Origin of the sequence: Paraliomyxa miuraensis (genome assembly GCF_026337845.1) — a bacterium.
GTDB lineage: Bacteria > Myxococcota_A > Polyangia > Nannocystales > Nannocystaceae > Paraliomyxa > Paraliomyxa miuraensis.
The window spans coordinates 285,838-296,777 of the sequence record NZ_JAOVZF010000152.1 but is presented as its reverse complement, the minus strand read 5'-3'; the positions used below and the strand labels follow the sequence as shown (position 1 = coordinate 296,777).

The following is a 10,940-nucleotide window of genomic DNA, read 5'->3' as shown; positions in this document are numbered from 1 at the left end:
CCATGCGTACCTTCGTGGCCATTCTCGCTGCCCAGGTCGTGTCGCTCATTGGCACGCAGCTCACCGGCTTCGGGCTAGGAGTGTGGGTCTTCCAGCGTACGGGCTCCGCGACTCTGTACGGGATCGTGTCGGCGGCCGTCATCCTGCCCAGGTACCTCGGCTCGCCCTTGGTCGGTGTGTGGGTCGACCGCTTCGACCGCCGCATGATCCTGATGGGCGTGCATGTCGGCGCCGGCTCGTGCTCTCTCGGCCTGGCGGCACTCCACGCACTCGGTCGTCTCGACGTCTGGGTCATCGTGGCCTCTACTGCTCTGGCATCGCTGTGCTACGCGGCCGAGCGCCCGGCGTTTGCTGCCATCACGACGGTGCTCGTTCCCGAAGCACGGCGAGGACGAGCCAACGGGATGTTCGAGCTCGGGGCGGGCATCTCGCTGATCGTGGGCCCCGCGCTGGCCGGTCTCCTCCTTGAGCGTTTCGGCCTCGGCCTCGTCTTGGCGGTGGACGTGGCGACGTTCGTGCTCGCGGTGATCGTCCTGGCCTGTGTATGCGTCCCGGCTGCAGCCGCGGCCGGAGCTCGCCGGCCCGTGGCCGGGACCATCGTCCAAGAGGCGCACACCGGACCCCCGAGAACGAGGAGAACAGCTCGATGACCAGCACCGACAACACTACGAGCACCTACGTGGTGGTCTGCAACCACGAGGAGCAATACTCCATCTGGCCCCTTCACAAGGAGGTTCCCAAGGGCTGGCGGACGGTGGGCAAGACGGGACCGAAGGCTGAGTGCCTGGCGTACATCGACGAGGTCTGGACGGACATGCGACCGCTGAGCCTGCGACAGCAGATGGCCGATAGGCAAGCCAACAGCGGCAACGAGAGCAGGAGACCGCGATGAGCATGCACGAATCGCTGCATGCGGTCGACGAAGGCCGCACGGTCGGGAAGGAGGACGCCCTCCGGCAGCTGAGCCGCGACACCCACGGCTTCACCCCCCTGCGGGAGCTGAGCATCACGAGCCGCAACCGTACGCGAGGGTATCGGTACCAGCCCTCCCCCATGCGGCTGCTCGAGAGGACGCTGGAGCGCCTGAGCCTGGATCCGACCGAGTATACCTTCATCGATCTCGGCTCCGGCAAGGGCCGGGCGGTGTTGCTCGCGGCCGAGCATGGGTTCCGCCGCAGCATCGGGGTCGAGTTCGCGGCCGAGCTCCATGGAATCGCCACTCGGAACCTGGCGCGGCTACGCGACCGTCACCCGGCCGCAGCGCAGAAGGTGGAGCTGCTCCACATGGACGCGACCGAGCTCGTGCCACCGCCGGAACCAACGGTCTTCTTCCTGTTCAACCCCTTCGATGACGTGGTGCTCCGCTCGGTCCTGTTCAACATCCGAGCCTCGCTCCAGGAGCATCCGCGACCACTGTACTATGTCTACCTCAACCCGGTGCACGCTCGCGTGTTCACCGAGGCCGGGGTGCCTGCGGAACGACTCCAGCTCGTCCGCATCGGCCTGCGCGACATGCCCGAACTCATCACGCCTGCCATCTCGGCCATGGGACCGGTCCGCCGAGTCAGGCACTGGCTCGACCGCCTGAGGCGCGCGGACCCCCGAGACGAGCCACCCGCCCCCGGATGACCACCACACAGGAGGAACACATTGTCACCGGATACCGAGAACACTCGATCGGTCGCCGTCGTCGGCGTTGGTAACATCGGCACCACCGTCTGCGCCGATCTGCTGCTCTGGGGCTTCGGCGTGGTGGCCGTCGACATCGACACCACTCGGCTCGAGCGCGCCCGCGTGGCCGTGGAGCGCGCGATTCGGTTCGCGCCAGCACTGCGCCCCCAGCTGCCGAGACCTCACCTCGACGAGGCCCTCGGCCGCCTCGAGATGACCACGAACCTCGACGCCGTCGGCGGCTGTGGTGTGATCGTCGAGAACGTCCCGGAGAAGTGGGAGGCAAAGGAGAGCGTCTACCGCCGCCTCGACCGTATCTCCACGGGAATCCTCGCCGCCAATACATCGTGCATCTCGATCACCAGGCTGGGCGCCTTACTGGCCGATCCGGGTCGCGTCGCCGGGCTGCACTTCATGAACCCCGCCTATCTCAGCGAAGCGGTCGAGGTCGTGCGTGGCCACCATACCACACCGGAGACGGTCGACCGCTGTACTGCCCTGGCGAGGGCCCTCGGCAAGGAAGCCGTGGTCGTGGAGGATCTCCCGGGATTTGCCTCCAATCGGGTCTCACACCTGTTCATGAACGAAGCGGCGTGGATCGTGCACGACGGCGTCGCCACCCCAGAAGCCGTCGATCGGCTGTTCTGCAAGGGCTTTGGGCACCGCATGGGGCCGCTGGCCACGGCGGACCTGATCGGTCTCGACACCGTCGTCGACACCCTCGACATGCTGGCGGAATCCTACGGAGATCCCAAGTTTCGCGTATGCCCACTGCTGCGCAAGATGGTCGACGCCGGCAGCCTGGGTCGCAAGTCGTGCCGAGGCTTCTTCGAATACCCCGCATCGTAGCACCAAAGGAGGAGATCATGTCACAGACCATCGAGCAGATCGTTTCCGAGTTCTTGCAGCGGCGCACCGCTGTCGCTCGGATCAGCCGCACCGAGCACCTCTTCGAAACGGGCATCGTGAATTCCTTGTTCTTGCTCGAGCTGCTCTCCTTCCTCGAGTTACGCTTCGACATCACGGTGTCCATGGACGATCTCGATCTCGAGGGGTTCTCGACCATCGAGCGGATCGCGAGCTTCGTCGACGAGAAGCGACGCGGGGCGACACGGGCAGCCGGCGAGCAGCCAACGCAAGGACGCTAGGCATGCACACCACGGCCAAGGAGCTCGAGCGTAGGTTCGTCGCCGCAGCGGCTGACTGGGACGCTGCCCAACGAATACCGGACGACGTCATTCGGTGGTGCGCAGAGCACGGGCTGCTCGGCGCCTGCCTGCCCAAGCGCTACGCCGGCACGGATTGCCACGGTGAGCAGCTGCAGGCGATGTTCGAGAGCCTCGGAGCAGTCGGCGGCTCTCTCGGCTCGGTGGTCAACGTGCAGCACATGGTGATCCGGGCGCTCATGTGTGGCGCCAGCGATGCGCAGAAGGACGCGCTCTTGCCGGCGCTGGCAGCGGGCGGAGAGCTCGCTTCCTTCTGCCTCACGGAACCCAGCGCCGGAAGCGATATCGAGGGGATCGAAGCCGCCTGCGACTCGACGCCGTCGGGTCTGCGGCTGCGCGGCACCAAGCGCTGGATCACCACCGGTGAGCGCGCCACCATCTTCCTCGTATTCGCGAGGATGAACGGAGCCGCGGTGGCCTTGTTGGTCCCGCGCAGCACCCCGGGCGTGCAGGTAACCCCCATCCGAGACGTGCTGGGCCTACGCTCAGCGCACCTGGCACAGCTCGACTTCGACTGCATGCTCCCCGAGTCCGCGATGGTGGGCAAGCCAGGATTTGCGCTGAGCTTCATCGCTGCCCAGGGCTTGCTCCATGGCCGGATGAACGTGGCATGGATGGCCTGCGGCATGCTGCGCGCCACCGTCGAGGGGCTCGCCCATTGGGCGAGCAGCCGCGAGCTGTTCGGCTCTCGACTCGTCGACAAGGGGCAGGTCCGAGCAGCGCTGACCCAAATGGGGGTGGACTTGGCGGCCGGCCGTGCCCTCGCGGCCCAGGCTTCGAAGGCGCTCGCTGCCAAGGATGCAACCATGAGCGATCGGGTCCTCGCGGCCAAGTACTTCTGTACACGCGCCGCGGCCCAGCACACCGCAACCGCGGTGCGCTTGTGCGGTGCGGTTGGCTGCCATGAGCCCAGTGGCCTGGCCCGGTACTATCGCGACGCCAAGGTCTTCGAGGTCGTCGAGGGCGCCAACGAGGTGCTCGAGATGCTGCTCGGCCCAGCATTCGCTCGGGAGCACACCAATGCTACGTGAGCTGCGCATTCGCCCCCCATGGGGTGCCCTCCATGGCGTGGCCAACCAGCAAGGCGTCGACTTCGACGAGCTGTGGATCACGCTCTGGGGCCTGGCCATTCACTTGCGCACCGGTGACACGGACCCCCGGCTCGAGCTTCGCCGCTCGGGCCGACCCGTCGAGGCCATCTCGGTGCACGTGGTCGACGATGCCACCATCTGGCAGCTGGTACGCGGCCTCTCCGTGGCCACCGCGGGCCCTCCCGCCGAGCTCCGGCTGGTGCTCGGTGAGGGCCCGTGCGCGGAGCCACCGGTGCCACCCGAGGTGGTGGCATCCAGCACATCCATCGACCGCGGCGATGTGGTCTACCGCTGGGACGACGAACGAACGGCTCGATCCGAGGGCCAGGCCCTGTGTCGCATCTTTGCTCGACTGTGCGCCTGGCTCACCGGGAACCCAGACGGCACCGTTGCGTCCATCGAACTCCTGGACCCCGAGGAGGCGAGACGGGCCGTGGTCAGCGGACCCTGCGTCGCCTTCGACGAGTCGACGACTCTTCACGCGAAGATGTTCGCCACCGCCGCGGCGCACCCCGATCGGATCGCCGTCCGAGCCGCCGACGGCGCCCTGACCTATGCCGAGCTGGCAGCCCGCACCCGAGCCGTTGCCCAGAGGCTCCGGGCCGCTGGGGTTGGTCGTGGCGACCGGGTCGGCATAGTCGCCCGACGCGGCCTGCCGCTGCCGATCGGCTTGTTCGGCATCATGACGGCTGGTGCGGCGTACGTGCCCCTCGACCCCACCTACCCGGCGGCGCGGCTGCGCGACATGATTCGTATTGCCCGCGTCTCCGCGGTCCTGAGCAGCGTGCCAGTACCGGGGCTCGAGACGCCAATCATCGACGTGGGTGAGCTGGAGGGCGGTGGGGCCCATGCGCTCGAGCCTCTCGACGAAGGTCGCTCCGAAGACCTGTGCTACATCATCTTCACGTCTGGCAGCACGGGGCTTCCCAAGGGAGTCATGGTATCGCACCGCTCGGTGATCAACCGGCTGAGCTGGATGCAGGCGCGCTATCCCCTCGGCGCCGAGGACGTCGTCCTGCAGAAGACGCCGGAGATCTTCGACGTCTCCGTCTGGGAGCTGTTTTGGTGGTCGCACGTCGGTGCATCCATGTACTCGATGCCGCCAGGGCACGAGCGATTCCCGCTGGCCATCGCCGAGGCCGTTGCCCGGTCCCGGGCGACGGTGATGCACTTCATCCCGTCGGTCCTCGACCCATTCTTGATCCACCTCGAGCGACAGGGGGGGCAGCAGCGCATTGCCAGCGTGCGACGTGTGTTCTGCAGCGGCGAAGCGCTGTCCAGCGCGACGGTCCGCAGGTTCTGGCGCGTCCTCGGGAGCAACGGGACCGGTCTCACGAATCTCTATGGCCCCACCGAGGCCACCGTGGACGTGACCTACTACGACTGCCCCCCGCATGGGCAGCCGCTGCCACGCATCCCCATCGGCCGACCGATCCACAACACTCGGCTCCACGTGCTGCGCCATGGTCACCCGGTACCCGTTGGAGCAGCAGGTACGCTGTTCGTTGCCGGCGCCTGCTTGGCCCGTGGCTATGCCAGCGCCCCGGAGCAGACGGCTGCGGTCTTCATCCAGGAGCCTGGCAGCGACGAGCTGATGTACGACACCGGCGACCTCGTCCGGTGGAACGACGACGGCCAGCTCGAGTTCCTTGGTCGCTGTGACGCACAGGTCAAGATCTCCGGGATGCGAGTCGAGCCAGAGGAGATCGAGCAGGTCGGGCGCGAGCATCCGGTCGTTGACGATTGCGCGATCGCGATCTCGGGCTGCGGCTCCAGTCTGGTTCGCCTCAGCGCCATCGTGGTCACGCAAGCGTCGATCACGGGTGCGGAGCTGCGGGCTCACTTTGCCTCCCGATTACCGCCTCACATGGTCCCGATGCAGTGCCTACGGGTCCACGCCCTGCCCCGAACGCCTTCGGGAAAGCTCGACCGTCGACGCCTCGCCGACCCCGTGTTCCTGAAGGATCACGCCACGCCGATGTGAACGATGGTGGCTTCGTCCTGCTCGAGGCCGCCGGATTCGGCATCAGCAGCCGCCGCTTCTCCGTCGCTCCGCCAGGCTCGCGAGCGCGTGGGATCGGTCCGAGGTCGATGGGTGGGGCGGATTGGCACGAGCAAGCCGACGAGCACACGACTGCTCGATCGCCTGCTCGCACCTGGCCATGGCGGGCAAGCCCATCCGGGCAATCCAAGAGATCGCGGGTCACACGAGGACACTGATATTTCCTACTTGCGCCCGAAGTCCGCCGGTATTTCCCCCCAGCGACGAGTCGGCCACTTGCGGATCTCGATCCCATGCAGTCGCCCCTGACGCAACCAGCGCTGAGCCCGAGTCAGCAGCTCCCACGCCGGCTCGGTCGACGCCGTGCGAGCCAAGGTGGTCTTGGCGGTCCCTCGAGCCACCCAGCCGATCGCGATCGTGGAGTCGGAGTAGAGCGGCCCCGGCCTTCGCCGAGCCTCGAGCCACGCAAGCCCGTGCACGATGGCGAGGAACTCCCCGATGTTGTTGGTCCCCGCCATGGGGCCCACTCGAAACAGCTCGTGGCCGGTGTCGATGTCGACCCCGCGATACTCCATGGGCCCAGGGTTGCCGCTGCAGGCGGCATCGACCGCAATCGATCCCGGCGGAGGACCCCCCTCGGCAAGGACCCGCGCAGGAGGAGCGGGCGAAGGCTCGTCATCGAGCGGCACCGGATCTCCACCCGCCTCGACCCAGGCCCGCTCGGCCTCGGCGGCGCTGCGATAGGAGCGATGCACCGCACCCGGGAACCCGTCGACCTGCGCCTTGCAGGCCTCCCAGTCGGGGTAGACCCCGGGCTCGCGCCCAACGAACACCACGTAGTAGCGCGCCCTCGGCACGGACGGGAAGGTACACGACCCTCGCCACGAACGTGGCGCCCGCTGGAACCGACCAAGCTAGGACGGCACCTCGCCGCATGCGCGAGGGGCGTCGACGGGCCGCGTGGTGTAGAGCGCACCCATCTCTCGGCCCACGTGCTTCTTGCCCTTGGCCATCTTCCAGTACCGCGAGGTCAGCCACACGTCCCCGGGACCCACCACGTCGAGCACCTCGGGCTTGGGCACCTTGTCGAGGTCGGGCGTGGCGGACAAGGACACCGCGTGCCAGGTCCCGTCGGCGGTCTGCATCGACAGGCTGTCGTCACCACGCCGCAGCCACGGGGTCCCGACGTCGAGGCCGTAGATCCCGTGGATCGGTGGGCCCTCGGGAAGCTCCATGGCCCGCTGCCAGCCCCCGGCGGTCCACCTCGAGACGACGTTGCCCTGGCGAATCCACGGCTCGCCATCCGGCCCTCGGTCCACCTCGTCGAGCTTGCCTCCGTCGGGCGACGGCACCGGCTGCAGCGCCCCGCTGCGCCACTGATGGATCCCCGAGTCGAGCGCGATGAACCCCTGGCCATCCTCCCCGAGCATGAGCGTGCCGCGGTGATCGTTGGGCCCCAGCTTCTGCACCGTGGGCTCGCGCTCACCCGGTGCCCAGGTGGCAAGCAACGCACCCCCGCAGCGGACCAAGGCCGTCAGTCCACCATCCCCGTGCGGGTGGACGTCGCGCACGTCGAAGTCCCACTGGTCACACTTGCCACGACGCCGTACCCGCTCGAGCGAAGGACCCTTGGGCTCTCCACGAACAACCGCGAACCGAGGCCAGACGTCGTGCTCGTCGTCGGTCACCAGCGCGAGGATGACGCCCTTGGACCACGGCCAGACCTCCTCGTAGTCGACCGAGGTCGGCAGCAGCGCGACCCGCTTCCAGCTGCCATCGGCCAGGCGATAGAGCGAACGGTAGTAGTACTCCCGCGCGGGAAAGTCCACCAACAGGTAGGGCTGTTCCGGCCAGCGTCCCCGCAGCCCTCGTATGGTCGAGTTCTCCAGGGTGCCGTAGCCGACGTCGAGCGTCTCGGTGAATCCAAACGACTCTGCCACGCCACCGCGCTCGTCCATGCGCTCGAGGTGGTTCATCCCTCCACCGTCGTAGTGCACGAAGGTCTGCCCGCCCAAGGTCGACACCCCGAGCACGCCGCAGCGACCGTAGAGGGCCAGCCGCAGCTCGGCCGGCTCGGCGTTGGGAGGGGGAGGCTCCGGCTCGACCGCGGGCGTCGGCTTGGGGCTCTCGGGGCTCGGGGTGCTCGAGGGCGCAGCGCCGTGCTCCACGACGGGAGGTCGCGACGCCGAGGGGTTCTCGACGTCGGCGGCCACCGTGGGCTCTCCGCCGGGACCACAGCCGCCGACGAGCACGAGCGCCACGAGGGGCGAGCGGAGAGAGGAAGGATGGATGCCCATGCGCGACGCCCCGACCTACCGCGTGCTCGTCGTACGACGCCGTCGGCGTGGCCGTCGCAGCGCGAGGAGCCCGAGGAGCGCCAGCGCCATCGAGCCGCCCCCGGAGCGCGCGCTCGCTCGACACGCACAGCCGCCTTCGTCTCCACCGCGCGCGCTGCCCCACTCGCCATCGAGGGCATCGTCGGCCTTGTCCTCGAGCGCATTGGGATCGAAGCCCAGCGCGGCGGGTGCGATCGCAATCGAGTCGAACGCCACCACGGTGTTGCGCTCGTCTCCCGCCGCATGAAAGGGCTCGCCCGTGGCATCGCCCAGCGACAGCGACGCGGGCAGCCCCGCGTAGAGGTTGAACCATCCTCGTGCCTCGTCGTCGCTCCCCCCGCTGCGGGTGAGCTTGATCCAGCCGCTCTCGGCGCTCTGATCCACGGGATCGAGCTCGAGATCGACGTAGCCGTTCGACAGCCGATACTTGGCATTGGTCGTCTCGGCGGCGTCGGGCACGTGGACCCAGATCTCGTAGGGCTCCGAGGTGACCACGTTCAGCTGCCAGGTCCCCACCTCGCGAGCATTGGCCTCGGCCGTGCTGTTGGAGTAGCGAAAGCCATCGCGCCCCCCCGGCAGGTCGTCGAACCAGTTCTCCCCGGTCGTCGTGAAGCACTCGCCGCTCTCCTCCACCTCGGTGCCCTCGCGCCCCACCGCGCAGCTCTCGGGCACGTAGTCGCCCACCCGGGTGATGCGAACCTGATCGAAGCCCACCAGCGTGGAGCCGGCGGCTTCGGGGGTCTCGTTGCTCAGGGCCACGTACGACTCGGTCTCCTCGCGCAGGAGGAAGCCCTCGCCCAGGACCACCCAGTCGGCCGAGTTGGCGATCTGATTGATCGGACCCACCGGCGTGCGCACGGTCCCGCTGCCGACCTCGTAGGTCACGCTCGACGAGCCCGCAGAGGCATCCCACCACGGCATCTGGACCTCCACGCGGTAGAGCCCGGTCTCCTCCACGCGGAACCGCCAGTAGCCGGTGGCGGTCGCGTCGCCGTTGGTGTTGGGAACGTACCGATAGCCGTAGGAATCGCTCGGCTCGTCGTACCGGTCCCACGTGGCAGACCCGGCCGCATCGATGAAGCACGCGCTGGAGTCGTCGATCATCAGCGAGTCGGAGGCGCCCACGATGCACGCCTGCGGCAGCTCGCAGTTGCGAGAGGTGACCCGCTCGGGGTAGCCGGGATCGCCGATGTCCACGAAGCTCGACGACACCGACTTGCAGTACCAGGGCTCGGACGAGCACATGGCGTTCTGCACGTGGAAGTGCAGGTGCGCGGCGGTGATCTGCCCGCTCAGGCCGATCTCCCCCACCTTCTGACCGCGCCGCACGAGCTGCCCCACCCGCAGGCCCGTGGAGCCCATGCGCAGGTGCATGATCTGGGCCTCGCTGCCATCGTCGAACGCGAGCACCACATGGTTGGTGGAGCGCCAGCAGCCGCCATCGATCCCGCACGAGACATCGAAGCCGTCCTCGACCGCCCGCACCACGCCATCGTACGGAGCGACCACGGACTCTCCCTCGCCGAGCCCGACGTCCCACGCCCACGCATCGAAGGAGTCGGAGGAGTGGCTGCTGCCCGTGTTGTGCCCCTGGGTGATCTGCCGCTCCACGTCGCATGGCCATGGCGCATGGATGGGAGGCGCGGCGAAGGCGAGGCCCGAACCGAGGGCACAGAGCGCGAAGGCAGCGGTGACGAGGGCGTGGCGGGCGTGGGTCATGCAGGCTCCGAGTCCATGGTGCCGCATGACGAGGCATGGTTCAGCCTCGAGTCACGATTTCATCGGCTCGACCGCTGCGCATCGTGCGGGTGAGTGGAGCCCGCGCGAGTTCGGCCGCCCCCATGCTCGGCCGGCGCTCGAGGAGTGAGGTCCGACACCCTTGGAACGCAGGCCGCACTCGAATGGCGGGCTCGCGCCACGACCCACGGGATCCCGGGGCAGGTGTAGAGTCCGCCCCGCATGCTCGATCATCGCCCGCCCGCCCGCCGACCCGACGGCAAGCTCGAGCTGGTCACGACGTACCTGGAGCTACGCACGCCACCCCGACATCCCCGGGTCTCGATCACGGGACGCACCCTGGCGCTGGTGCACGCCAAGCGCCCCCCGCTGCACTTCTACCGCTACCTCTACCACACCGTGGGTGCTCCCTACCTCTGGTGGCAGCGCCGCGCGCTGTCCGACGAGGCCCTCGCCTCGATCATCCACGACGAGCGCGTCCATGTGCTCGTGCTCCAGGTCGACGGCGTACCGGCGGGCTTCGCCGAGCTCGACCGCCGCAGCTCCGCCAATGTGAGGGGTGACGTGAGGGGCACGGTGCGGCTCTCGTGCTTCGGTCTCGTCCCTGAATTCGTGGGACAGGGTCTGGGACTCCCGTTCCTGAGCCGCGTGCTCGATCACGCCTGGCAGCAGGACGACGTCGAGCGGATCGTCGTCCACGCACACTCGACCGATCACCCCCGGGCCCTGCTGGTGTACCAGCGCGTCGGCTTCGCCCCGTACGACGTCGTCCGCGAAGAGTTCGACGATCCCCGCGACCGTGGCCTGTTCCCCGAGTTCGCCCCCATCGAACGAGCCCCCACGGTTCCCGACGACGCCTGACGGCCCGCGCCACCAA

The 10,940-nt window shown here is 68.3% G+C and carries 11 protein-coding genes; 8 read left to right on the top strand and 3 right to left on the bottom strand.

Annotated elements, in window-relative coordinates; genetic code table 11:
- Positions 1-2 precede the first annotated feature (2 nt).
- Genes OEB96_RS20565 through OEB96_RS20535 form a run of 7 tightly spaced genes read left to right on the top strand, consistent with a single transcriptional unit; the run spans position 3 to position 5,972 of the window.
- The gene (locus tag OEB96_RS20565) at positions 3-650 is read left to right on the top strand and encodes an MFS transporter (RefSeq protein WP_266218069.1); all 648 of its coding nucleotides are present in this window, start codon (positions 3-5) and stop codon (positions 648-650) included.
- Positions 647-892, top strand: a complete 246-nt coding sequence (locus OEB96_RS20560; protein WP_266218068.1) for an MbtH family protein — start codon at positions 647-649, stop codon at positions 890-892. The genes OEB96_RS20565 and OEB96_RS20560 overlap by 4 nt, the downstream gene beginning before the upstream one ends.
- The gene (locus tag OEB96_RS20555) at positions 889-1,629 is read left to right on the top strand and encodes a class I SAM-dependent methyltransferase (protein ID WP_266218067.1); all 741 of its coding nucleotides are present in this window, start codon (positions 889-891) and stop codon (positions 1,627-1,629) included. Before OEB96_RS20560 ends, OEB96_RS20555 begins: the two co-directional genes overlap by 4 nt.
- A 21-nt stretch (positions 1,630-1,650) precedes the next feature.
- On the top strand, positions 1,651-2,520 hold the full coding sequence (locus OEB96_RS20550; protein ID WP_266218066.1) for a 3-hydroxyacyl-CoA dehydrogenase family protein: 870 nt from the start codon (positions 1,651-1,653) through the stop codon (positions 2,518-2,520).
- A 17-nt stretch (positions 2,521-2,537) separates the two neighbouring features.
- Complete coding sequence (locus OEB96_RS20545) at positions 2,538-2,819, top strand: phosphopantetheine-binding protein (RefSeq protein ID WP_266218065.1); 282 nt, start codon at positions 2,538-2,540, stop codon at positions 2,817-2,819.
- 2 nt (positions 2,820-2,821) lie between these two features.
- Positions 2,822-3,928 (top strand): acyl-CoA dehydrogenase family protein, encoded by a 1,107-nt coding sequence (locus tag OEB96_RS20540; RefSeq protein ID WP_266218064.1) that lies wholly within the window; start codon positions 2,822-2,824, stop codon positions 3,926-3,928.
- Entirely contained in the window at positions 3,918-5,972 is a 2,055-nt protein-coding gene (locus tag OEB96_RS20535; protein ID WP_266218063.1) for an amino acid adenylation domain-containing protein, read from the top strand. Before OEB96_RS20540 ends, OEB96_RS20535 begins: the two co-directional genes overlap by 11 nt.
- Positions 5,973-6,214: 242 nt before the next feature.
- On the opposite strand, the gene OEB96_RS20530 is transcribed toward OEB96_RS20535, so the two are convergent.
- Genes OEB96_RS20530 through OEB96_RS20520 form a run of 3 tightly spaced genes read right to left on the bottom strand, consistent with a single transcriptional unit; the run spans position 6,215 to position 10,045 of the window.
- Positions 6,215-6,847 carry a ribonuclease H family protein gene (locus tag OEB96_RS20530; protein WP_266218062.1) on the bottom strand — a complete coding sequence of 211 codons (633 nt, stop codon included), beginning with the start codon at positions 6,845-6,847 and terminating at the stop codon, positions 6,215-6,217.
- Between the two features lie 57 nt (positions 6,848-6,904).
- Positions 6,905-8,251: a hypothetical protein gene (locus OEB96_RS20525; RefSeq protein ID WP_266218061.1), complete on the bottom strand. Its 1,347-nt coding sequence runs from the start codon at positions 8,249-8,251 to the stop codon at positions 6,905-6,907.
- 51 nt (positions 8,252-8,302) lie between these two features.
- Complete coding sequence (locus OEB96_RS20520) at positions 8,303-10,045, bottom strand: golvesin C-terminal-like domain-containing protein (RefSeq protein WP_266218060.1); 1,743 nt, start codon at positions 10,043-10,045, stop codon at positions 8,303-8,305.
- A gap of 240 nt (positions 10,046-10,285) precedes the next feature.
- Here OEB96_RS20520 and OEB96_RS20515 point away from each other — a divergent pair, with 240 nt between their 5' ends.
- Entirely contained in the window at positions 10,286-10,924 is a 639-nt protein-coding gene (locus OEB96_RS20515; RefSeq protein WP_266218059.1) for a GNAT family N-acetyltransferase, read from the top strand.
- The last annotated feature ends 16 nt before the right edge of the window (positions 10,925-10,940 follow it).

Excerpts from the sequence above, each read along its gene's own strand:
- OEB96_RS20565 (WP_266218069.1), top strand. The coding sequence starts at position 3 with ATGCGTACCTTCGTGGCCATTCTCGCTGCCCAGGTCGTGTCGCTCATT.
- OEB96_RS20560 (WP_266218068.1), top strand. The coding sequence starts at position 647 with ATGACCAGCACCGACAACACTACGAGCACCTACGTGGTGGTCTGCAAC.
- OEB96_RS20555 (WP_266218067.1), top strand. The coding sequence starts at position 889 with ATGAGCATGCACGAATCGCTGCATGCGGTCGACGAAGGCCGCACGGTC.
- OEB96_RS20545 (WP_266218065.1), top strand. The coding sequence starts at position 2,538 with ATGTCACAGACCATCGAGCAGATCGTTTCCGAGTTCTTGCAGCGGCGC.
- OEB96_RS20540 (WP_266218064.1), top strand. The coding sequence starts at position 2,822 with ATGCACACCACGGCCAAGGAGCTCGAGCGTAGGTTCGTCGCCGCAGCG.
- OEB96_RS20535 (WP_266218063.1), top strand. The coding sequence starts at position 3,918 with ATGCTACGTGAGCTGCGCATTCGCCCCCCATGGGGTGCCCTCCATGGC.
- OEB96_RS20520 (WP_266218060.1), bottom strand. The coding sequence starts at position 10,045 with ATGACCCACGCCCGCCACGCCCTCGTCACCGCTGCCTTCGCGCTCTGT.
- OEB96_RS20515 (WP_266218059.1), top strand. The coding sequence starts at position 10,286 with ATGCTCGATCATCGCCCGCCCGCCCGCCGACCCGACGGCAAGCTCGAG.